This window comes from Flavobacterium sp. UW10123, from assembly GCF_040538975.1.
Classification (GTDB): Bacteria; Bacteroidota; Bacteroidia; order Flavobacteriales; family Flavobacteriaceae; genus Flavobacterium.
The window spans coordinates 265261-288989 of sequence record NZ_JBEWQE010000003.1 but is presented as its reverse complement, the minus strand read 5'-3'; the positions used below and the strand labels follow the sequence as shown (position 1 = coordinate 288989).

Here is a 23729-nt window from a genome sequence, read left to right as displayed (position 1 = left end):
GTCAGTTATTTAGCGTTCAATTTTTCAATTGCCTGTTTAATTCCTTCACCAGCAACGGTGTAATATGCTGGCCCTGCAAGCAGAATTACTTTTGTTAAAGGCTTATAATCTGTCAGCTTTTTTTCTTTTAAATAAGATTGAGTTCTATAGGCTTCAAATGAACCCAAAACCACATTTTCGGCTACTAATGCGGTTGGAGAATCGATTCCCGCATCTTTAATATCGCTTGCGAAAGAATAATTTGAGACGCCTAAACGTAAAGCTTCGCGCATGGCAGTGCTTCCAACATTGATCATTAAATCGGGAGTAAATTTATTGCGGTCTCCTAATCCGATTAATAATAACTGTTTTGAAGCTAAAGTGCCTTTTGGCGGCGTAATCAATAAAGTTTCTAGAGAATGTCCTTGAAATTTACCACTTTTGCGTAATTCGGTTATGATGCCTTTTAGCGCGTCATCTAGATGCACCATTCCATTTAAGTTAGCAGGCAGGGCAGGAGGGTTAAAGATATCACCTTCTGTATATTCAAAAACGCAGGCAACTTGTAAGTCAGCTTCTGCTGCAGATGGCCCCTGAACCAATCCGTTTACTGCAATTCCGTCTACTTTCCCCCAAGTTGTCGTAGAACCAATTGAAGCGTTTTGTGCAAATGCATTGTTACTAAGTGAGCCTGCAAATGTTATAATTAGAAGAAACAGATAGGATAATCTAAATCTGTATGTTGAAGTGTTTGTTTTCATGGTTAAGGGTTTAGTGTTGTTTTTTATTTTTTTAGCGCATAAATTTTGACGCAGATTTAACGGATTTGCTATCGCAAAAACGCGGATTTGCACAGATTTTTTTAGAATTTTATTTGATAAAACCGTATTATCAGCGTTCTAATTTAGTGTCGTATATTTTTTTTGTTATTAAAATTTGAATGTTAATCTGGCATTAAAGAAAACACCGTCTTTAGAATTCGGAATAACATCATTGATGAAAGCGCCAGTTTTGAAATATTGAATACCGCTGACAACCGAAATGTATTTGTTTATGCCGTATGTAAAATTGGCGAGATAAGCCGTTCCGATATATTTTTCGTCAGAATCACTTCCGCGAAGATTTAGGATGCCGCTTGGTCGATAAACTCCGTCTTGTGTTGAATATCTCCAGTTTAAAACCACATCGACCTGCATCTTTAAATTCGAAAGTAAATCGAAGGTTGCATAAGGATGAATATCGATAAGGTTTACTGGCCCAACCTGCGGACTAAAACCAAAATAACCTCCTTTTGGATACAGCGGATTAAATGTCTGGAGATTTCCGTTTCCTTGGTTTTTATCTCCAGAGATATAATCATTTCTAAGGTTTATGGTTGGTTTGAATTTTGTGTTTTCAAACATATATCCAATATCAATAGATCCTGTCCAAGCGTTGATATTTCCCGATCCGAATGTTCCAAATTGATAGGCTGCTTCGAGATTGTAAATAAAACCACCGCCGTATTTCCATAATCTGGAACCTATTGTATGGCGTCTTTCGGGAGCAATTCCTTCTTCAAAAACAGAAGCATCTCTTCTGAACCCGAGATAATACAGATCGAGATTTCCTGCTTTTGGAAAAATTATTTTAGAATAAGCGCCCCAAAGATTAAGCTGTTTAGACATTTTATTGTCAAATACGCCTGTGTAAACCGTATCAGCCATCATTGCAAAAGCATCAATTGAAAGTCTTGATGAATTGTACATCAATTTTCCACCAGTAAAATAAAGTCTTGCATTTGGACCTTCTCTAACAGAAATAAGTCTTCCGGAACCATAATCTAATTCTTGCCTTCCAGCACGAATGGTTATTTTTTTATCTTTTTGCTGCCATACATTCACATCCAAAAACAAATTCTGAACATTTAGCTGATCTTCGTCAATGCCTCGCGCACCGTTTGTACGGCCGTCTTCCAAGGCACTTCTTAATTGAGCAAATATTCTAAAGGTTTTTCCTAGATGAATATCGGCGTGAAGATCATAGCGCTGGAGCAGGAAATTATTGTGTCCGATATTAAATCTTCCCCAATCTTCATTGTTGAAATCAACATATTCATATCGAGCTTCACCTCCAATAGACATATAAATATCCTTCTTTTGATTTAAGGGAATGAATTTTAGTCGTTCGTAAAATTTTCTGTTTGAGTCTTTTAAGAATTCATAATTTTCATCATAACGCAACAGCTTAAAACTTTGAGCCGATGCTGTGTTTCCTGCTAAAAGAAAAGAAACAATACCTATAAAAAAGATTTTGGATAATATGGTTTTTGATGATTCCAACATAATGAAGGGTAAGAGATTTATAATAAAATGAATTAGTCAGATTAGTGTTTCAACATGTTATGTGCGTAGTGAATACCAATTCCGTAAGAACCACCATATTTTTTCATTAAAGAAGTAACAGGGCCATAAGTAGCTTCGCGTGCCCAGTCTCTTTGAAGTTCTAATAAATATTGGATAGAAGTTACAGGAATTGCTCCAGCTTGAATCATTCTTTGTACTGCACGTTCGTGCGATTCGCTGCTTACATCGCCGCATGCATCCGTAATTATGTAAACTTCGTAACCTTCCTCAATAGCCGATAAAGCAGGTCCAACAATACAAACGCTTGTCCATAATCCAGCTAGAACTATTTTCTTTTTGTTTTTGGCAACAATTGCTTTGTAAGCGTTTTCGTCTTCCCAAGTATTCATTGTAGTTCTGTCGATATATCCAGAAGTTGCAATCGGATAAAATTCTTCAACTTCAGGAAAAACTGGACCAGAGAAGCTTTCTTCTGCAACGGTAGTTACAACTGTTGCTACATTAAAAATTTTAGATGCTCCAGCTACAATTGCCACATTCGTACGTAATTCGCTTACTGGAATATTGTGAGTTGCAAAGGCCATTTGTCCTTCAAAATCAATTAATACTAATGCGTGGTTGTCCGGGGATAATAAGTTAACTGATGGTTTCATACTATTTATTTTTTAAGATTTTTAATTGGTTAGGCTAATGAAATAGAATAATCATTAGCGATATATCGTGATTTTATTGAAAATTAATGCGTCGACAATTTTTTAATCATTTCAGAAGAAATTGAATCAGCATAAATTCCAAAAGCGCTGGTTAAAACACCTTTAATATTGTAGATTTCAGACTTAATGCCATAGACAATATCTTCATCTCCTGGATCGGTATCTCCTTCAAAACGAAATAAATATTCAATTTTGAATTCTTCTGGTGACATGCTTTGCGTATTGTTATTGTAGCGAATACAATTAGAATCGAGATTAAAGTTTTCTGTAAAACCTTGCGTACTCAACCATTGTAAAGCTTCTGTAACCGTATCAAAAGAGGGCTGTTGAAAAAAACTCATAATTTGAGAAGATTAAACTACCTGTAAATGAACCTTTACAGGTAGTAATTATGGATTATTTGATGAAATCTAAAATATCGTTATTGATTGTTTCTGCTTCTGTAGTTGGCATTCCGTGAGGAAAACCAGGATAAGAAATCAATTTTCCGTTTTTCAACAATGCAGCAGATTTTGGTGCTTGGTGATAAGGAACAATCTGGTCATCTTCTCCGTGCAATACAAGAACCGGAATATCCAAACTTTTAAGATCTTCTCTAAAATCTGTTTCAGAGAAAGCTTTAATTCCTTCGTAATGTGCTAAAACAGATCCCATCATTCCTTGACGCCACCAATTTTGTTTGATTCCTTCCTGAACAGTTTGGCCTTCGCGGTTCCATCCATAAAAAGGAATTGGGAAATCATAAAAATATTGTGATCTCGTAAAAGCTGTTCCTTTTCTAATTTCGTCAAAAACAGACAAAGGCACACCTTCTGGATTCGATTCGCTTTGAACCATAATTGGTGGCACAGCGCTGATAATTACTGCTTTTGAGATACGTCCTTTTCCGTATTTTGCAGCATAACGAATTACTTCACCGCCTCCTGTTGAGTGACCAACGTGAATTGCGTCTTTTAAATCTAAAGCTTCAACTAATTGAGCAATGTCTGATGCGTAAGTTTCCATGTTGTTTCCTTCAGAAGTTTGGCTAGAACGTCCATGTCCGCGGCGATCGTGTGCAATAACTCTGTATCCTTTTTGAAGAAAAAACATCATTTGTGCGTCCCAATCATCGCTTGATAAAGGCCATCCGTGATGAAAAACAATTGGCTGTCCTGTTCCCCAGTCTTTGTAATAAATTTCTGCTCCGTCTTTTACTGTAAATGTGCTCATGGTTTTTGATTTTAAGATTAATTTTTATTTGTAATTTTAATTTAAATTGGTTTTTAAGTTTAAAATTTAAACTTATATGTGGTATTGTGTTTTGTTTTGTTATGATTACACTGCAAATGTATTACAGAGTGAAAGGTCTGTTGGTTAATCTAGATTAAGAAGTGAAATTTTTTGTGTTTAATATGCGCTAAGGCTTGTATACAGAAGGAAATTTGGTTGTGTATCATATTTCGCATTTTTATATTTATAAAATGATGCCAGATTTTAGCCAATTAACGTGCCTTATTTACAATGGCTTTATTTTAAAGGCTTTATCAAAAAGAGGAAATTTTTTATTTACGATATTTCGTTAATTGACGAGGAGTTCGCTTTTTGCAAGTGCAATTGATTGGTTCTTATTTCAGTAAAAAATGAGGAATTAGTTAAAATAAATACAAAATAGTATGTACTTTTGCCAGCAACTATTGAACAAGCATTGAAAAGGGTAATCATCATAGCACTTTCTATTTTAATTCTGTCGCCATCTTTTGGCAGCTTGTTCGTTTATGCTTCTTTTAAAATCAATCAGAAAGAAATTGCAAAAACCATTTGCGTTCAGCGTAAACAAGCTTTTAACAGCTGTAATGGGCGTTGCGAACTTCAAAAAAGCATTAAAAAATATTCTGATAACGAACGAAAAATGCAGGATAGTCTAAAAGACAAATTAGAGCTTGTGTACGTTCAAAATAGTGCTGAAATCAATTTTAGCATAATTCCAGTTATCGAACCAAAAGATAATTCTTCAATTTTGTTTGAAAAGAAACCTATCGGTGCTTCTAATCTTACTTTTCATCCTCCTCTATATATAGTGTAAGGATTAAAATTTGGTTACTTTATAAATTTCAATTGTGAAATTTGAAATTTTAGAATGCTTTGTTGGCAGTTTTTTACTTGCGCTAACATTCAAAGTTTATACGAAAATTACTCAATTTATTTTTCTAAATCTGATTTTAATCTTCTTTTGTAATTGAAAGGAAGATGCTTCTATTTTCATTTACGCTTCCATCACTCTGGCTCACTAACAGCATTTTGATTCTTTTTTGGTATTCAAAAATTTATGACAGCGTGCTACATAATGAACTTTTTTTATAACATCATCAAATGAAATCTTTTAATTTTTGGATAATTGCACTATTGTTTGCGGTTACTTCCTGTACGATTGATAAAACAGATTACGAAGCAGAAACCGGTTCTGAAGTTCCTGAAAGTTATGTTTTTAAAGAAGCTACTTCTTTTACAAGTGGCAGCTATAAAATCACTATAGATGCCTTAAACGGAACATTCTATAAAGGATATAATGAGCTTCATTTAAAAATTGTTAATACGCAGAATAATCAAGAACTGAATTCTTCTGCAGTAACTTTTCTTCCTATTTTGAGTAATGCAGACGAAAGCAAAAGTTCATGTCCTCATGAGTACAATGTTGCTTATGATGCGACTAATAAATATTACAGCGGTTATTCTGTTTTTACTGGCGAAAGTTCAACTACAGCAAGCTGGAAATTGTACATCAGTTTTACGGCTGATAACCAAAAATATGAGATAAATAAAGATATAACGGTTGAAAAACAAACCAATAAGAATCTAAACATGACAGCTTTTGCAGGAAATGATGGAGAACAATATGTAATCGCTCTCGTTTCACCTCAAAAACCGACAGTTTCAGAGAATCCGCTTGTGGCTGGTGTTTACAAATACAACAAACCGACAACTCCTGCAGGAACTTTTCCAGATCCAACACAATTCTCTTATTCTGAAGTTGTGGGATATACTTTAAAGTTAGATCCAAGAATGCCAGAACCATCTATGGGGAATCATTCTTCGCCAAATAACAAAGATTTGGTACAGGGAAATGATGGTTTATATCACGGCGTGGTTAATTATACGATGACAGGAAACTGGACATTGAATTTAATTATGATGAATCAAAACGGATTAATCGTAAAAGGAACCGTAGTTCCAACTGATCATACGCCAGGTGTAGAAGGCGTGAAAAGCGAACTATATATTGATACTTTATTCTAATAACATGAAATATATTATAATGCTGTTTTTTTTGGGAATGTCTGTAATGGCTCAAAACAATCATGCACATCACGACAGCATCAAAAACTTAGAAGAAGTAACAGTAAAAAATGCCACGAAAAAGAAAATTGAAACCGAGATGAAAATGGCTGTTTCTGTTGATGAATTTTTATCATCATCTGAAAATATCAGTTTTATAAAACGAGGAGCTTATGCATGGGAACCTTTATTGAACAACATGAGTACGGAACGTTCTACGGTTACCATTGACGGAATGCATGTTTTTGGCGCTTGTACCGATAAAATGGATCCGATTACATCTTATGTAGAAAGCAATAATCTTGCGGCAATTGATATTAAATCGGGACAAGAGGGAAGTCTACACGGATCTACCATTGCAGGAAGCATTGATTTAAAACGAAAAAGCACGCCATTTGGACTTCAAAAGAAATGGAATGGAGGATATCAAACAGGATTTGAGTTTAATAATAAGCAGTTTTTCAATTTAGGAAATATCTCTTATTCGGGAACTAAGTTTGTGGCAGATGGAAGCATTTCGTACCGAACTGCTGATAATTATTCTGATGGAAATAACAATGAAGTGAAGCATTCGCAATACAATAAATTCAACACTTCATTGGGATTAGCGTATAAAACAAGCGATTTATCGTCGTTACGATTAGACGCGATTTTTGATGTGGCAAAAGATGTAGGTTATCCCGCTTTACCAATGGATTTGTGGCTTTCTCGTGCGCTAATTACTTCGGCTTCTTATAAACAATTGTTTGAAGAAGGATTGGTTAGAGTAGTAGATACAAAAATATATTTTAATGCCATTGAACATTATATGGATGATACAACGCGTCCTGAAAATTTGGTTCACATGGATATGCCGGGCTGGAGCACGACTTACGGATTGGTTTCTAAAGCCAATTTGAAAAAGAATAATTATTCGTCTGAAATTCAATTGAATGCTTACGATAATTTGTCGATTGCAGAAATGCGCATGTATCCGCAAGATCGAAGCGAAAGAACTATGTTTGCATACAGCTGGCCATGGGTAACGACTCGTTATGCTGGACTTTCTATGAATAATTCTTGGGAACTTTCAGAAAAAAGTACGGTGAATTTAGGTGGTTCTTTGGGAGTGAATTACAATTATTCTAAATACATTGAGTTTAACTGGATTTTTCATCCTGGTGCACCACAGGAGAAAACGAGATTTCTGCCAAGTGTAAATGCTAGTTACCAATTAAATATAGATCAGTTTAATTTCTCTATAGGAACAGGCTACGGTCATCGTGCGCCTTCTGTTTCTGAAGGTTACGGATATTACATTTACAATAGTTTTGACCGTTACGATTATATTGGAGATCCAAATCTGAAAAATGAAATTTCGTATGAAGGAAATGCAAGCGCAGGTTTTAAAAACGAAAGATTAAGCATTCAAGGAAAAATTAATTACTTCTACATTGATAATTACATTATCGGTAAAATCTTGAGTTTAGGAAGTCCGATGAATTATCAGTCGGTTGGGGTAAAAGGTTATACTTCTTTAGATTATGCAACACTTTTAAATATGTCAGCGAATGTAAGCTACGATATTTTGGAGCACTTGCACTGGAAAGGAACGCTTATGTATGCACGCGGAATGGACAACAAAGGAGGAAATCTGCCATTTATACGTCCGTTAAGCTATCTGACTTCGCTTCATTATATGTATAAAAATTTCGGAATCCAGACTTCTGTCAATGGCGATTTTGAGCAGATTAATTACAGTCCGGAATATGGAGAAGATTTGACTGCGGCTTATGCAATCTGGAATATTTCTGCCGATTATTCTTTTAAAATCAATAAAGTAAAAAGTACCATACAGATTGGCGCCGAGAATTTGTTAAACGAATATTATAGCACGTATGCTGATTGGGGAAATATACCAAGAATGGGACGTAATATTTTCACGTCTTTAAAATTGAATTTCTAATTAGAAAAACATAAAAATTGAATTTAAACACAATAAATTAAAATCACAATATGGAAACTTTAAAAAAATACCTTTTATTATCAGCGGTTGCTTTAACATTTGTATCATGTTCAAGTGATGACAATGCTCCAGCAGCAAACAACTTAATGCTAGAATTTAATAATACTTTCAAAGACAAAACAATTGTTTTAGGAGGTGCTACTTCGGCTTCTGCAACAACAAATACTTCTGCAGCAGGACAAATTCATCACTTTTCTGAGGCGAAATATGTAATCAGTAATATTCGTCTAATAAAAGATGACGGAAGCGAAGTGCCTTACAATGTAAATGATTTAGACAAAGGTGCAACTGTAATTGATCAGGCAAAAGCGGCATCGTTGAGTTATGTTTTAAGCAATGTACCATCTGCAACATACAAGCAAATTAAATTTGGTTTAGGAATCAAAACAGAACAAAATACATTAGACCAAACAAGATTTCCTTTATTTTATGCGGCGGCTGGAGCAAATGATACAGCAATGATGTGGGAATGGGGAACTGGATACCGTTTTACAAAAGTGGAGGGTTTTTATGATAACGATAACAAAGTAATGTCTATTCATACCGGAAGTACTGTCGCAGGAGAAGAAGGCGCATACAAACAAGGTGTAAATGCTTATAGAGATATTACATTAAATCTTACAGCAAATGCAGTAGTAGGAAGTAAAGCTCCAAAAATCAAAATTAAAGCTGATTTCGACAAATTATTGAGCGGAAAAATCAATACAATTACATTATCAACAGGAACAGGAATGAGTGATAATGCAACTCCAAATGTGCATACTGCTGCGCAAATGGTAAAATTTGTGGATAATCTAGGAGGAAACGGAACAAATGATATTTCAGGAATGTTTTCTGTAACTAGTGTAGAAAACTAAGTCATCTTTCAGAACCGTCTGAAATTAAAAAGACGGTTCTTTCTTAAAATTCATTAAAATGCAAAAAATATTTGGCTTTATCATAATCGTAATCTTTTTCACTTCGTGTAGCAGCAGTGATTCAGATGAAACTTATTTTGATAATCCTGAGCTTTCATTACAAATTCCGATTGATTTTCCAGAAGTAAATAGTTATGTGAGTTTGAACAAGCCTACAAAATATGGCACTGAATTAGGCGAAAAACTTTTCTCTGATAAGAGATTTAGTGCAGACAATACTATTTCGTGTTCAAGCTGTCATATTCAAGGAAATGCTTTTGCAGATCATAATGCGCGAGCAATTGGAGTTGAAGGTAGAGTTGGACTTAGAAATGCGCCACCGCTTCAGAATTTGATGTTTTTAAAGTTCTTTAATTGGGATGGAAGCAGACTCCAGTTGGAAACACAGCCATTAGTGCCAATTATTACCCACGAAGAAATGGACTCTTCAATTCTGGAAGTGATCGGAAAAATTAAAGATGATGCTTCTTATAAAGAATTATTTAAAAAAGCATTTGGAGATCAAGAAATTACTGCTGACAGGATTTATAAAAGTATTGCTCAGTTTGAATATACTTTAATTTCTGCTAACAGTAAATATGATAAAGTAAAACGAAAAGAAGGTCAGTCGTTTACAGAAAGCGAAGCAGCAGGTTATGTAACGTTTCAGCAGAAATGTGCCAGCTGTCATAGCACAGAATTGTTTACAGACCAGAGTTTTAGAAATATTGGATTTCCATTAAATACAGATTCTAATGAAGCAGGAAGAGGCAGAGTTACCGGAATTCCGTCTGATTTTATGAGTTTTAGAGTTCCAAGTTTACGGAATGTTGAATATACAGCGCCTTACGGAAGTTTTGGACAGTTTACCACATTAAAATCAGTTTTGGATTATTTTGATAATGGTGTTTTGGATGCAGAAAATCTAGATCCTATTTTTAAAAATAATGGTAATAGAATTCCGCTTACAGAACAGGAAAAAGAAAACCTTATTGCGTTCATGAAGACTTTGAGTGACAAAGACTTTACTGGCAACTAATCTCAAAACGCTTGATTTTACTGATATTTGGCATTTCTTTTATAAAAAAGAAGGAATGTTTATAATATGTTGATAAATAATACGTTGCGGATAGTGTTAAAATCTGATTTCGATAGATTAAATGTTTTAAATTTAGTAACTGAATGATAGTTAATTATTTAAAAGTATTTGAATATGGAAAGAGCTATAAAATTACAGGTTCGCAAAGAACTTGACGGGAAGCAGCAAGTAAACGTAATTAAGCTAAAAGGGAGTTTAATTACCAAAGGCTACACAGAAATTATCCATATTAGCGATAAGGACGATGAATTTTACATTAATTCGTTTGCAACCAAAACAGAAGCAAGCAACGAAGTAAAAGAATTTATTTTAGATTTTATAAACAAAGAAAATTTAAGCAATACAATTAGTGTTCTAGCATAATTTGATAGAATTGTACAATTGTAGTGCTTAATATGGCAGATTTAAACTGCACTTGTAAAACTTGTATTTTGATCCAGATAAAGTGGCTTGTCTTGTATAGCATCATCTGGTTTCTCGTCCCAATCGCCCCAATCTCCTACATAAGTTTTACGAAATATTAATTCGTTATTATCACCATTACAAACCAAAGTTCGGTCTGTACAGGTTTCATTGTTTGGACTGAAATTTATTTGTAAATTTTTCATGACGTGATTTTTATAATTGTTTGTATATAATTGTTTGTAAATGAGATTATAAAAGTAGAAATAACCAATCTTAATTAATTATAAAATAATATTAAATTATTGTTTAATTTGCATGTATGTGATTGAAAATTAACCCTATAAAAAAAGCTAGACAAAATCTTGTTTAGCTTTTTTTTTGGAGTTTTTAATCTTTCTTCTTTACTCTTTAATCTTTCTTTCTCTTTAGGCACCTTCCTCGCGGTTCATCGCCCTCTTGAAGTATAATTTCAGAATGTAAAAACTGAGCGGCATCTGCAGAACCTTGTACTTTTGCTGCACTGCGTTCGAGCATTTCAGCTTCAAATTCGTTTAACATGCATTCTCTCAATCCTCTTTCTTTCCATTTCGATTTAGCGTTACAGCCTTTCGAAATTTTTCTGGCCAATTTCAAAGCATCCAATAAAGCTTGATTGGCACCTTGTCCCTTAAACGGACTCATCGGATGCGCCGCATCACCAATTAAGGTAATATTCTGATTCTTTTCTAATAATGTTGAACTCAATAATTCACGGTCATAAACAGGATATCCAGAAATTAGATTTTCCTGCGTTGCTTCCAAAATCTGAGGAATAGGAGAGTGCCATTGTGTTCTTCGGCAAGCTTCTTCTTTCAAGGCTTGTGGTCCTTTTGCACTTAATTCTTTGGCTTCTTCTTCAGACATTGGAAAACTTAATTGCCACATTACAGAATCAGCGGTATAAGGCATTACGTAGATACGTTCATTTCCGTTAGCGGTCTGAAATATCGTTTCGCCATCTAGTAACTCGCTTTCAAGTGCTTCAAGAGAACTTAAAGGACAAATTCCTAAGATTACAATGCAATCTAAGTAACGGAGTGGTGTTGCTTCTTCGCCAATTATGAGTTTTCTAACAGCGCTTCTAATGCCATCTGCGCCTATAACAAGATCGGCTTTTACTGTTTTTATATTTTTGTTTGTCTGAAAGTCTAGTTCAACACCATCTTCAGATTCTCTTAGATTTACTAATTGATGTCCCCATTGTACAGTATTATTTCCTCCAAGCTGTTCCAAAAGCGCCAATCGAAGCGACTGTCTTGCGATATGTATGTTGGTACGTTTTGTGGATGATTTAATGGCGGTTTCAAGCCATTTTCTGGTTCCCCATTCGCCTAATATTTTTCCTTCAGTATTGTGTACGATATGTTTTGTCGAAATTACGCCGTATAGAGAAGTAATGCCTAAACCTTTCATGGCTTTACTGGCTTGTTGTAAAGTAAGTCCGTAGCCCTGAGATCTGGCATTGAAGTCGCTGTCTCTTTCATAAATCGTAAATGGAATTCCGCGGTGTAAACAAGCCACAGCCAAAGCAACGCCACCAATACCAGCACCAATAATGGCAACATGCGGTTTAGTAAGATCGGGTTCTAGATACTTTTCAGATTGAATTAATCCTGATCCTGAACAATTTGTGCACAAATGCAGATGGGCTTTAGGGCGTATTGGAGCAGTGTTGCTCTGCTTATTTTCATATAAAGCCAATTCCGTTTGATAACGACGTTGCGCTTTTTTACTGAGTCCGCGATTTATTTTGCCCTGTCCTTGGCACTCATGGCATATAGTCCACATAATCTGTTGTAGCTTACTTTAAAGCTGCAAAAATAACTAAATGTTGTCAGAATAAATCGTTAATCTTTATAAGGTATGATTTCCAGCGCTTTATAGGGTTATTTTATAATTTTTTAAAATGATTGTATAAGTCAAACAATTGTATTTGAGGTAATTTTAATAATCATTTAAAAACGAACAAATTATGGAAAAGAATAATCAAACCCAGAAAAATCTGAATCCTAAAGAGCAGGGTGGAGGAGATCATCGAAACGATACTAGAAAACATCAATATAAAGATCATGATGAAGTGTTGACAAATGATGAAAATTATGATGCTGACACCAAAAAGTTTAAAGGAGAAGAACCTGAGCTCGATGATAAATTGAATAATGAAGAAAAAAAATAATGTAAAAACGCCTCAAAATAAACTTGAGGCGTTTTTTTGTGTTTATTTCCTCGTAGAAAAATCTATTTTATATTTTTATAATCACTTTTTTCAAGAGATAAAGGTAAAGAAGTAAAAAATATGACATGATTTTTATAGATTTGTAATAATCTAATACAATATTACCCCATAATAAGGAAGCAATTATATAATACAAGGCATGAAATCGGTTACTTCAGTTTTTTTACTTTTAATGTTTGTCTGTTCAAGTTCTTACTCACAATTGAGCTCTGATAAAATATTCGAGAGTTTTAAACAAGGGGAACGCACCAATTGTTCATCTATAGCTTTTATTAAAGCATCTTTAAACATTTATGGTCTGGACAACTTGTTTGTGAGCGAAAAGCTAAACGACGATTTATATAAAATCACGCTGAAAAACAATGCAACATTCAACCTGAATAGCAGTGAAATAAACAAAGCCAAAGAATCTGCGGGTTTTGTCTATATTAAAGATAATTGTGACAGCGAAAAAATTACCGATTATGCAGAATTGACTTATGCGGTAATGGCAAAATACAAGCAGATCATAGATAAAGAATCTACTTTTGATAAAGCACTCGAAGATCTGGAAGACGGTACGGTTTATACTCCAACAATCTATAAATACTTAGGATTTACATTAGGCAAACAGATTCAGAAATTAAAAAAAGAAGCGGGAACTGAATATTGCGGTGTTGTAGCGTGGTCAAAAGTGCATGCTGTTTTTGTCTGCGGAGAATTTATGGATTATTATGGAAACAAAAAGAGCTTGTGGATTAAATACCCAAGCCGTTTCAGAATAATTAAGTCATAAAAACAGTAAAATTAACTTTGGTAAAAATGTGCTGAAATAGCTTAATTTACTGTGTTTGCTGTAATCTTTTCTTTATCGCAACGTAACAATTATAATTTTATTGTGAAAAAGAAATTATAAAAGTTGCATTTTAACATAATTTATATATTTTTGTTTTATTCAAGAACCAAATCTATTAAGAAAATGAAGAGCAAGATTATTTTATTATGTGTCCTTTTCTTCTTGACGACTGCTGCCGTTTCTGCACAGGCTAAAAATGCACCAAGAAGTATCATTAGTACAACTGCCTTAATCCGTAAATACCATGACCAAAAAGAGTTAAGTGGTATGCAAAAAGGAGAACTTTTAGAATTGTACATTGAACGTATTAAAGTTCTAGTAAAAACCCTTCCTTACATTGCTTTGGTTACTAAACCTGGTGTAACAATGGCAGATTTAGGTATTCCAGACACTAGTGAGAATAAAAAGTTCTTAGATGGACAGGCAGAAGGCACAACTGTTTTCTTAGATACTACAGTAGATTTCCAAAGAAAAATGATGCCGTATTCTGATAAAGGAAATCTTATCGCTGCAATCTTATTTTATGAAACTACATTGAAATCATTACACGAGTTTAACGAGATGTAATAATTCAATACAAAAAATAGAAAGCTCCAAGGTCTTATGATCTTGGAGCTTTTTTTTGCACTAAACTTTACGATAAATGCAATAGAAAGTGATTTTTAGATTTCAGATTAGTACAATTCTTATAAAATCATAAAAAGTTACTTTTTATATAACTATTTTATTTTTAGGTTTTTAAGATGTTTTGTTTGTGGAAGTTAACATTTTTTTTGCAAAAAGTTTAATTAAAATTTGGGAACTAAAATTTTTAATATACTTTTGTTCTATCAAATTAGTAGAGTTTAAAATTTAGTTAATAATACAGAGATTAAAACCTTATCATTTCATTTTTAGAAATATAAAAGCATAAGAGACATTTGCAACTTATGCATCACTACGGTTAAAATTCCTCTTTTTAAATTCATTATAGATTTTTAATAACACTATCCTGAACAAGGGTAAAAATTGTATAGGCCAAATAAAATAATTAATCTAAAAAAAGTAAAAATGAAAAAACGAATGTGCTGCAGATAAAAAGAAAAACCATTTCTGTTGCAGCAGAAATGGTCAGAGTTTAAAGAAATTGTCATCTCTAAAAGGAAAGCGTGAGTAGCATAAAAATGCTCTGGGCTCGCCTTATTATTAAACTAAAACAAAGTAATGAAAATAAAATTAAAAAGATATGCTTGGCTATGTATTTTAGTGATTTCCATAGGAGTTAAAGCTCAAGAGACTAAGCCACTAATCCAGTCTAAACTGGAAGGAACAGTAGTAGATGCTGTTACAAAAGAGCCTATTATTGGGGCTTCAGTAACTATTAAAGGAACTACACATGGCGTTATCACAGATACAGATGGAAAGTTTTTCTTCCAAACAGGACAGAAATTCCCTTACACACTTTTAATTAGTTATTTAGGATATAAAAAAGAAGAAGTTGTAGTCAACAAAAACGCGATTGTTATTGATCTTACCGAAGAACAGAACGCGTTATCTGAAGTAGTGGTTACGGCACTTGGAATTTCTAAAGAAAAGAAATCTCTTGGATATACAACTCAGGCAGTAAAAGGAAAAGAATTGGCGACGACAAAAGAAACCAACTTCTTAAATGCGCTTTCTGGTAAAGTAGCGGGTGTACGTATTACAAATTCGCAAGGAGATATGGGATCTTCACGTATTATTATTCGTGGAGAAACTTCTATCGCAGGAAATAACCAGCCACTTTTTGTGGTAGACGGAGTTCCAGTAGATAACTCTCAACTGAACTTTGGAGGAGCTACTCGTGATTTCAGAAATGCGATTGCCGATTTAAATCCGCAGGATATTGAGACATTAACGGTTTTAAAAGGTCCAAATGCTGCCGCGCTTTACGGATCTCGTGCTGCGCATGGTGTAGTACTTATCACTACAAAATCTGGAAAAGGACAAAAATCAGGATACGGAGTTACTTTTAATACTGGTATAACCGTTTCTCAAGTAGCTACTCTGCCTTCGTTCCAAAATAGTTTCGGACAAGGTTCTAATGGAAGATTCAGCTACGTAGACGGAAAAGGAGGAGGAGTTAATGACGGTGTTGATGAAAGCTGGGGACCAAGATTGGATGGTCGTCTTATTCCGCAGTTTTATTCTAAAGGTGAAGCAGTTCCTTTTGTTGCACATCCAAATAATGTGAAAGATTTCTTTAACACGGGACTTACTTACGACAATAGCGTTTCTATTGCAAAATCTAACGAAAAATCAGATTTCCGTTTAGGTGTAAACAATCAAAAACAGCTTGGAACTGTACCTAACAGTGAAATAAACAAAACAAATTTTACGGTTAACACCAATTATCAGATTTCTGAGAATGTAAAAGTTGGGGTTAATGCTAATTATATTGTAACAAATGCTCCACAATTGCCAGGGGGACCATCTGGAGGACGTGCGGCAGGTGTAATGCTTCAGTTTCTTTGGTTCGGACGTCAGGTTGACATCAATGAATTGGATAAAGACTGGACAACCAATTGGAATAACAGTTACTACAGCAACCCATATTGGAATGCATATTACAATACAACAAGCCAACAACGTAATCGTATAATTGGAGATGTTCACTTAGATGCGAAATTGGCTGATGGACTTAACTTCAGATTCCGTACAGGTGTTGATTATTATAATGACCGCAGAAAATATACTATCAAGTATGGTACAAACGGAACGCCTTTCGGATCGTATGCTGAAGACGCTTACACTGTAAATGAGCAAAATACTGAGGGTATATTTCAATATACAAAACAGCTTAATGATGATTTCAGTTTAGATGCACTTGCAGGTTTCAATATTCGTAACCATAGCGATGCCAACAATTATCAGAAAGCGCCACGTTTAGCGGTTCCAGATTTATATACGTTGACCAACTCTAGAGATCCTTTGACATCATCAAACTCATTGTCAAGGTTAAGAGTGTATAGTGCTTACGCATCTGCTCAAGTAGGCTTTAGAAATTACGCTTTCTTAAACATTACAGCGCGTAATGACTGGTCTTCTACATTGCCAAGCAGTAACCGTTCTTATTTCTATCCTTCTTTTAACGGAAGTGTAATCTTAACAGATGCCTTGAACATTAAGAGCGGTACACTTGATTTCTTAAAAGTTAGAGGTGGATGGTCTGAAGTAGGTAACGATGCAGATCCATATCAATTGGCTACGGTTTATAATTTCCAAACTGCTTTTGATGGAAATCCAATCCAGACTTCTTCGCAAAAGAAATTAAATGAAAACTTAAAACCAGAAACAACTCGTTCTACAGAGGTAGGTCTTGAAGCTTCTTTCTGGAAAAACAGACTTCATTTTGATGTAGCATATTACAATACAAATAGTTTTGATCAAATTTTAGAAATTAAAACTACAGCATCAAGCGGTTATACTTCGCAGTTAATTAATGCAGGTAAAATTAACAACCAAGGTATTGAGGTGCAATTGGACGGAAATCCAGTTCAAACTGAAAACTTCAAATGGAATGTGGCTTTAAATTATTCAAAAAATAAGAGTAAGGTAGAAGTTCTAGATTACGCTGGAGATATTAAAAACTATACAATTGGTTCTTCTGGAGGTGTTGATGTATTAGCATCTGTAGGACAAGCCTACGGGGCACTTTACGGAACAGCGTATCAGCGTGATGCAAGCGGAAATATTGTAGTGGGAGCAAACGGTCTTCCAAAAGCAGATCCGACAAAAAAAGTTTTAGGACATTATACGCCAGATTATTTAGCAGGTCTTACGAATACTTTGACATATAAAAATCTTGAGCTTTCATTCCTTGTTGATGCGAGTGTTGGTGGAGAGCTTTTCTCTGGAACGAACAGAACAGGAAACTATACAGGAGTTTTAGCACAGACTCTTCCGGGACGTGGTGCTGAAAACGGAGGTTTAAGCTACTATTATCCAGGAAACAATACCTCTAATCCTAAAACTCTTGTAAGCGGAGGAGCTGCTCCAAGCGGTGTAACGGTTTATGATGACGGAATGATTTTCGGAGGTGTATTTGCAGACGGAACGCCAAATAATAAAGTGATTAGTGCGCAAGAATATTATAAAGCATCATACAACATTAGCGAAGCGTATATCTACAGTTCAACTTTTGTAAAAATGAGAGAGATTAAACTTAGTTATAATTTTAATAAAAAACTGGTTAAAAAACTAGGATTAGAAGGAGCAAGCATTACTGCTGCTGGTCGTAACTTATTCTTTATCTACAAAGATGCACCAAATATTGATCCTGAAACGGCTTTCAATACAGGAAATGCGCAAGGATTGGAAAGTTTAGCGTTGCCAACAACTAGAAACTACAGTCTTAATCTTAATGTTAAATTTTAAAAACTCGGAATCATGCTAAAAAAACTATCATATACAATTCTGTTTGCATTGGCACTGAGCTCTTGCAGTGATACTTTAGACGATATAAATAAGAACCCAAATGCAACTGAAACTCCGCTTGCGCCATACCTTTTGACAGGTACTTTAAAACAAGGAGCAGATTTGTATTGGGGAGATGTAAATAACTTTAACTCAACTTTGCTTTTTGTACAGCATTGGGCAAAAATTCAATATACAGAACCAGATCGGTACGATGTTTCAAATACTTCTTTCACATCATTGTGGGATAAGGGATATTCAACTCTAATTACAGATTTGAACACGATTATAAAATTTCCAGATGCACAGGCTAACTCTAATTATAAAGGAATTGCCTTATCACTACGTTCATGGACATTTTTACTGTTGACTGACGCTTACGGAAGCATTCCGTACAAAGAAGCGGGGCAAAAATTAACGCCAGCTTACAACACTCAAAAAGAAGTTTATACAGGATTGCTTGAAGATTTGAAACAAGCGCAATCTCTATTAAATGCTGCAAATGGTTCTGTTTCTGGAGATTTGGTTTATAAAGGCGATATATCGAAATGGAAAAAATTTGTGAATTCGCTTCGATTGCGTATTGCTTTGAGAATCTCAGACAGAGAACCTGTTTTAGCGAAACAAGCAGCAATTGATGCAACAAGCGATGCTGCAGGACTAATCAGCAGCGAAAGTGAAACATTTAAGTTTACTTATACAAGTTCTCCACAGCAAAATCCTGCTTCGGCTTGGTTTGAAACTCGTGATGATTTCCGTATTTCAAAAACTATGGTAGATCAATTATATGCATTATCTGATCCGCGTTTGCCAGTATTTGCGCAATTGCCATCAGATGCAAGCGTAGGCAAATATGTTGGCGGAGCAAACGGATTATCAAATAGTGATGCTAATAGCCAAGGTTTTGCTAAAACATCAAAACCAGGAACTTATTTCCTTACATCAGCTTCGCCTGCGGTAATTGCTTCTTACTCAGAAACATTATTTAATCTAGCAGAAGCTGCAGCAAGAGGTTATATTTCTGGTAATGCAGAACAATATTATAATAGTGCTATTACAGCATCGTTCATTCAGTTTGGAGTTACAAGTCCAACAACAATTTCAGCATACCTGAATCAGGCAAGTGTAAAATATGATGCTTCAAATTATGCTAAATCAATCGGTACACAAAAATGGATCGCTTTCTTCGGACAAGGCCTAGATGCTTTTACAGAATGGAGAAGATTGGATTATCCTGTCTTAACAGCTGGTCCAGCAACTGTTTTGGACGGCAAAATTCCTTCACGTCTTTTCTATCCTGGGACAGAACAATCTCTTAACGAAGCAAGTTATCAAGCTGCTGTTGCAGATCAAGGAAAAGATTTATTGACAACCAAATTATGGTTTGATGTGAAATAAATCAGAATTTTAAATTTCATCAATAAAAGCTCTGTATCTTAATTAGATGCAGGGCTTTTTATTTAAATAATAAATATAAGTTGTTCGTTATTTTACAATTTTTGCCCTATTAGAATAATTTCCTTTGTAAAAAAATATATAAACTATGAAAACAAAAATCATTTTAAGCACCTTCTTGATGCTTGCTTTTTGGTGTAATGCCCAAACGACAGATCCTGCTTTAAAAGAAGTGAAAAAATTTATTGAAGCAAGTAACAGAACGTTCTCCGATTTTACCAACAAGAACGACGGTTCTATTGTTGCAAGATATACGGATGATGCTTGTCTATTTCCGCCAAATGGAGAGCCAAAATGTGGAGGAAAACAAATAGATTCTTTTTTTAGAGGCGGACCTCAAGTGCATGTTACATTCACAATTCAGCATCTTTATGGAGACGCAAAAACAGCGGTTACAGAAGAAAGTTTTTATGAAATGACTGATATGAATGGCAAAAAATTAGATGACGGAAAAGTAATCGTGATCTGGAAGAAAACCAAAGACGGCTGGAAAATGCATCGCGATATGTTTAGCAGCAATCATCCTGCAAAACAAGGCTAAAAGCCAATGTTAACAGCCTGCTGTAAATCGGTATCGCTTTTTAGCATCGAATTTCTGGATGCAGAGGGCGTAATGCCGGTAAACTTCTTAAATTCTTTTATAAAATGAGCTTGGTCATAATAGCCATTATCGTATGCTACTGTAGTTAATGATTCTGTTGTATTGAGTACTAAATCCAGACTTTTATTAAATCGGATTACAGAAGTAAAAGCAGCAGGGCTGATGCCAATATTAGACAAATAAAGTTTTTGGATATACCTTTCTGATAATCCTGAATTGCGGGCAAGGAAAGGTAAGTCCAATTGCTGATGATGGCGAAAAAGTTCCTGACTTAGATTTTGGACTATGGAAACCTTTTTTAGACGAGTTTCATTTTTCTTTAATTTTTGAAGAAAATACGTTTCTAAAACGTTGATTTTAGATACTAAATCGTCTTTCTCCATAATCTGGTCATACAAATCTCTGTTTTCTCCCAAAGCTACATCATACATATCGGTAGCATAATTGGTAAATTCTGATAAAGGATCTGAAAAAAACAATGCACTAGCATGCGGATAAATTCTTGCTATAAGTACAGAAGTTCCTTTTGCTACAGAAAGTCGTGTTGGAAGCGTAAGATGCCCCAGTAATTCTATAGCAGGAGTATCTTTTTGTTTGCCGTTGATAATGGTAGCTGCAAATCCTCCAGAAATATTTACAATCAAATCGACATATCCGCTTGGATAAAATACTTCATTGTCGAGATCTTTTTCAATCGTAACAATAGTATAATTTTTTATAAACGGCGCTAAGCTGGCGGATGGTAAAATCTGCATATCGTTTTTTATTGTAATTTTAGGAGTAAATCAACTGATTTATAACAAGTTCTAAATTAATAATAAATACAATATAATCGAATTAAAGTTTCGTAGATATTGTTGCAATTTTCCATAATTTAGATGCTCACTAGAAGGATGAACGAATAGCGGATTAATCAAAATTAGCGAAATAATATGCAGACAATATTAGGAGCAAACGGACAGATTGGCGAAGAACTGGCAAGAGAACTAAAAAGAAAGTATACTTCTGATATACGAATTGTAAGCCGTAGAGCAAAAAAAGTTAATGATACAGATACTGTTTTTTCTGCAGATTTAACGAATAAAGAACAAGCAATAGAAGCTGTTAAAGGCTCTGAGATTGCATATTTTACATTAGGACTTCCTATGGATTCTGATTTATGGGAAAAACAATTTTTGCTCATTTTAAGTAATGTTATTGAAGCTTGTAAAATCAATAAAACGAAACTGGTGTTTTTTGACAATACTTATATGTATCCGCAAGACGGCAGAATTCTTACCGAAGGAACTGTTTTTGAACCTGTGGGTAGAAAAGGAAAAGTCAGAAAAGAAATGGCTGAGATGGTTTTAAACGAAATAAAATTAGGCGAATTGGAAGCGGTAATTTGCCGTGCACCAGAATTTTACGGTCCTGCCAAAACGCAGAGTATCACCAATACTTTAATTTTCAAAGCTATTAAAGAAAATAAAAAACTAAAAGTACCTTTAAGCGACACTAAAAAACGAAGCTTGATTTGGACGCCAGATGCAAGCCATGCTACAGCATTAATAGGAAATACACCAGATGCTTTTGGTCAGACTTGGCATTTGCCTGTTGATGAAAGCCATATTAATTACAAAGAATTTGTTGCTCTAGCTTCTAAAATATATGGCAAAGAATTAAAATATAAGGTTATCCCAAAAATTGTTTTTACAATGGGAGCGTTTTTCAATAAACAAGCAAAAGAATTACAAGAACTGCTTCCAAGATATGAACACGATAATATTTTTGATGATTCAAAATTTAGAAAACGTTTTCCAGATTTCGTTATAACGAATTATAAAAATGGAGTTGAAGAGATTAGAAATGAATAATGAAAAAAAACCCTGTTTCAGCTAAGATACAGAGCTTTAATGTTTAGAATTACAATTTTTTTATAGCTTTTCATACCAATTTAAAATATAATCGGCTACACTTTCCCAGCCTGGTTCTCCACAAATAAAATGGCTTTTGCCGTCAAATATCTTAAGATCTACACGACCTGCATTATCGCTGTATTTTCGAGCAATTGTTTCGGTAAGGCCAGGAGGGAAAATATGATCGCTTCCGCCTCCAATAAATAGAATGGGCTCATGTGCTTTTTTGAAATTGATATTAGAGAAAGAATTCAAAACCAATTCTCGGCTTACCTTATAACTTTCTGGCACTGCAAATTTCTCTAAAGCAATACTTTTTTGCGATTCTGGAATCGTATTAAAAAAAGCATAATCGTACCATTTTCGGCTTCCCATAAAATACTTTGCAGAAGAGAAAAAGCCAAAAGCAGGAATTACTGTTTTTAAAGTTTGAAATGGCGGAAACACATTTTTTGGAGGTGCTCCGTCAATGCTTACTCCAGCCGCTGCTTTACCTAGCTCTACCAGTTTTAGAGTAGCCATACCAGCCATTGAATGTCCAATTACTAAAGGCTTTTCGGGTAAAGTATCTATCAATCTGCTTATATTATTGACAATATCTATAAAACCTGTTTTAGTAAGGTCTGGATGAACTTTTTTTCTCAATTCGGCAGGATTTCCATCATGTCCAGGATTTGCTGGAGCATAAACGGTGTATCCCTTTTGTTCATAGTACTTTTTCCATTCTTCCCAAGTTCTGTCGTTGACAAAATTTCCGTGAATAAGCACAATAGTTTTTGATTTTGACATGATTTTTTTATTTGATTAATGTTAGAATTTCTTTGAAGATTTCTCGTCTAGAGTCTTTAACAAGCTCATAAAGACACATTTCAATATTGGTGACTGAAGCTCCTTTTTGCTGCAGTTTTTGTATAGCAGTTTCAACACTTTCAGCTGAACGTGAAGAAATGCAATCGGTCACAATTTCGACTTCAAAATTGTTAGATAATAATCCCATAGCGGTTTGATAGACACAAATATGAGCTTCAATGCCACAAATCAGCCATTGTTTCTTTCCAGAATCTCTAACTGCCTGTTTAAATGTTTCATTATCCAGAGCGTTGAAAGAATACTTTTCAATAGGGTTCTGATGAATTAATAACTTTTCCAATTCGAAAATTGTAGAGCCAAGTCCTTTTGGATTTTGTTCAGCCCAAATAATCGGAATTGAAAGTATTTGACAGCCTCGAATGAGTTTTTCTAGATTTTTCGTCAGTTTTTCGCTGTTGTGTACAATTCGAGCAAGTTTTCCTTGCACATCAATTACAATCAATCCGATGCTTTTTTGTTCAAGCATCGCTGCTAAAATTTAGGGCTAAAACGCCTGATAACAACATTATACTTTTCATAATAAATGGTTTTAAGGGTTGACTTTTCTTAAAAACCAATTTATATGCCATGCCAAAATATTACTTAATAATAGAGGTTTTTAGAGCTA

General features: G+C 34.6%; 23 protein-coding genes. 13 read left to right on the top strand and 10 right to left on the bottom strand.

The window, feature by feature from the left end; translation table 11 throughout:
- Positions 1 to 5: 5 nt before the first annotated feature.
- The 5 genes from ABXT06_RS05590 to ABXT06_RS05570 form a co-directional block, all read right to left on the bottom strand.
- On the bottom strand, positions 6 to 740 hold the full coding sequence (locus ABXT06_RS05590) for a M17 family peptidase N-terminal domain-containing protein (RefSeq protein ID WP_354589858.1): 735 nt from the start codon (positions 738 to 740) through the stop codon (positions 6 to 8).
- A 168-nt stretch (positions 741 to 908) separates the two neighbouring features.
- The gene (locus ABXT06_RS05585; RefSeq protein WP_354589857.1) at positions 909 to 2303 is read right to left on the bottom strand and encodes an alginate export family protein; all 1395 of its coding nucleotides are present in this window, start codon (positions 2301 to 2303) and stop codon (positions 909 to 911) included.
- 41 nt (positions 2304 to 2344) lie between these two features.
- Complete coding sequence (locus tag ABXT06_RS05580) at positions 2345 to 2977, bottom strand: hydrolase (protein WP_354589856.1); 633 nt, start codon at positions 2975 to 2977, stop codon at positions 2345 to 2347.
- A gap of 83 nt (positions 2978 to 3060) precedes the next feature.
- Positions 3061 to 3378 (bottom strand): phosphoribosylpyrophosphate synthetase, encoded by a 318-nt coding sequence (locus ABXT06_RS05575; protein ID WP_095929150.1) that lies wholly within the window; start codon positions 3376 to 3378, stop codon positions 3061 to 3063.
- 55 nt (positions 3379 to 3433) lie between these two features.
- Entirely contained in the window at positions 3434 to 4249 is an 816-nt protein-coding gene (locus ABXT06_RS05570; RefSeq protein ID WP_354589855.1) for an alpha/beta fold hydrolase, read from the bottom strand.
- A gap of 451 nt (positions 4250 to 4700) precedes the next feature.
- On the opposite strand from ABXT06_RS05570, the gene ABXT06_RS05565 reads away from it, so the two are divergent.
- From ABXT06_RS05565 to ABXT06_RS05540, 6 genes are all read left to right on the top strand, one after another.
- On the top strand, positions 4701 to 5102 hold the full coding sequence (locus tag ABXT06_RS05565) for a hypothetical protein (RefSeq protein ID WP_354589854.1): 402 nt from the start codon (positions 4701 to 4703) through the stop codon (positions 5100 to 5102).
- Between the two features lie 287 nt (positions 5103 to 5389).
- Entirely contained in the window at positions 5390 to 6313 is a 924-nt protein-coding gene (locus ABXT06_RS05560) for a hypothetical protein (RefSeq protein ID WP_354589853.1), read from the top strand.
- A 4-nt stretch (positions 6314 to 6317) separates the two neighbouring features.
- On the top strand, positions 6318 to 8297 hold the full coding sequence (locus ABXT06_RS05555) for a TonB-dependent receptor plug domain-containing protein (protein ID WP_354589852.1): 1980 nt from the start codon (positions 6318 to 6320) through the stop codon (positions 8295 to 8297).
- Positions 8298 to 8347: 50 nt separating this feature from the next.
- Positions 8348 to 9214, top strand: a complete 867-nt coding sequence (locus ABXT06_RS05550; RefSeq protein WP_354589851.1) for an MbnP family protein — start codon at positions 8348 to 8350, stop codon at positions 9212 to 9214.
- A 58-nt stretch (positions 9215 to 9272) separates the two neighbouring features.
- Positions 9273 to 10292: a cytochrome-c peroxidase gene (locus ABXT06_RS05545; RefSeq protein ID WP_354589850.1), complete on the top strand. Its 1020-nt coding sequence runs from the start codon at positions 9273 to 9275 to the stop codon at positions 10290 to 10292.
- Between the two features lie 174 nt (positions 10293 to 10466).
- Positions 10467 to 10715: a hypothetical protein gene (locus ABXT06_RS05540; protein ID WP_111369468.1), complete on the top strand. Its 249-nt coding sequence runs from the start codon at positions 10467 to 10469 to the stop codon at positions 10713 to 10715.
- A 41-nt stretch (positions 10716 to 10756) separates the two neighbouring features.
- Here the strand turns inward: ABXT06_RS05540 and ABXT06_RS05535 are convergent, their stop codons facing one another.
- Together ABXT06_RS05535 and ABXT06_RS05530 are read right to left on the bottom strand one after the other, a co-directional pair.
- Positions 10757 to 10960: a hypothetical protein gene (locus tag ABXT06_RS05535; RefSeq protein WP_354589849.1), complete on the bottom strand. Its 204-nt coding sequence runs from the start codon at positions 10958 to 10960 to the stop codon at positions 10757 to 10759.
- A 205-nt stretch (positions 10961 to 11165) separates the two neighbouring features.
- Positions 11166 to 12584 (bottom strand): FAD-dependent oxidoreductase, encoded by a 1419-nt coding sequence (locus ABXT06_RS05530; protein ID WP_354589848.1) that lies wholly within the window; start codon positions 12582 to 12584, stop codon positions 11166 to 11168.
- A 184-nt stretch (positions 12585 to 12768) separates the two neighbouring features.
- Between ABXT06_RS05530 and ABXT06_RS05525 the strand changes: the two genes are divergently transcribed.
- The 6 genes from ABXT06_RS05525 (at position 12769) to ABXT06_RS05500 (ending at position 20297) form a co-directional block, all read left to right on the top strand.
- Entirely contained in the window at positions 12769 to 12972 is a 204-nt protein-coding gene (locus ABXT06_RS05525) for a hypothetical protein (protein WP_354589847.1), read from the top strand.
- Positions 12973 to 13171: 199 nt separating this feature from the next.
- On the top strand, positions 13172 to 13807 hold the full coding sequence (locus tag ABXT06_RS05520; RefSeq protein WP_354589846.1) for a hypothetical protein: 636 nt from the start codon (positions 13172 to 13174) through the stop codon (positions 13805 to 13807).
- A 183-nt stretch (positions 13808 to 13990) separates the two neighbouring features.
- On the top strand, positions 13991 to 14434 hold the full coding sequence (locus ABXT06_RS05515) for a hypothetical protein (protein WP_354589845.1): 444 nt from the start codon (positions 13991 to 13993) through the stop codon (positions 14432 to 14434).
- Between the two features lie 636 nt (positions 14435 to 15070).
- A complete protein-coding gene (locus ABXT06_RS05510; protein WP_354589844.1) occupies positions 15071 to 18262 on the top strand; it encodes a SusC/RagA family TonB-linked outer membrane protein in 3192 nt (1063 codons plus the stop codon).
- Between the two features lie 12 nt (positions 18263 to 18274).
- The gene (locus ABXT06_RS05505) at positions 18275 to 19699 is read left to right on the top strand and encodes a SusD/RagB family nutrient-binding outer membrane lipoprotein (RefSeq protein ID WP_354589843.1); all 1425 of its coding nucleotides are present in this window, start codon (positions 18275 to 18277) and stop codon (positions 19697 to 19699) included.
- Positions 19700 to 19844: 145 nt separating this feature from the next.
- Complete coding sequence (locus ABXT06_RS05500; RefSeq protein ID WP_354589842.1) at positions 19845 to 20297, top strand: YybH family protein; 453 nt, start codon at positions 19845 to 19847, stop codon at positions 20295 to 20297.
- Here ABXT06_RS05500 and ABXT06_RS05495 read toward each other — a convergent pair.
- On the bottom strand, positions 20294 to 21112 hold the full coding sequence (locus tag ABXT06_RS05495; protein WP_354589841.1) for a helix-turn-helix domain-containing protein: 819 nt from the start codon (positions 21110 to 21112) through the stop codon (positions 20294 to 20296). The genes ABXT06_RS05500 and ABXT06_RS05495 overlap by 4 nt on opposite strands.
- Positions 21113 to 21289: 177 nt before the next feature.
- Here ABXT06_RS05495 and ABXT06_RS05490 point away from each other — a divergent pair, with 177 nt between their 5' ends.
- On the top strand, positions 21290 to 22210 hold the full coding sequence (locus ABXT06_RS05490) for an NAD-dependent epimerase/dehydratase family protein (protein ID WP_354589840.1): 921 nt from the start codon (positions 21290 to 21292) through the stop codon (positions 22208 to 22210).
- Between the two features lie 60 nt (positions 22211 to 22270).
- Here the strand turns inward: ABXT06_RS05490 and ABXT06_RS05485 are convergent, their stop codons facing one another.
- A complete protein-coding gene (locus ABXT06_RS05485; protein ID WP_354589839.1) occupies positions 22271 to 23041 on the bottom strand; it encodes an alpha/beta hydrolase in 771 nt (256 codons plus the stop codon).
- A 7-nt stretch (positions 23042 to 23048) separates the two neighbouring features.
- The gene (locus ABXT06_RS05480) at positions 23049 to 23588 is read right to left on the bottom strand and encodes a hydrolase (protein WP_354589838.1); all 540 of its coding nucleotides are present in this window, start codon (positions 23586 to 23588) and stop codon (positions 23049 to 23051) included.
- Between the last annotated feature and the right edge of the window lie 141 nt (positions 23589 to 23729).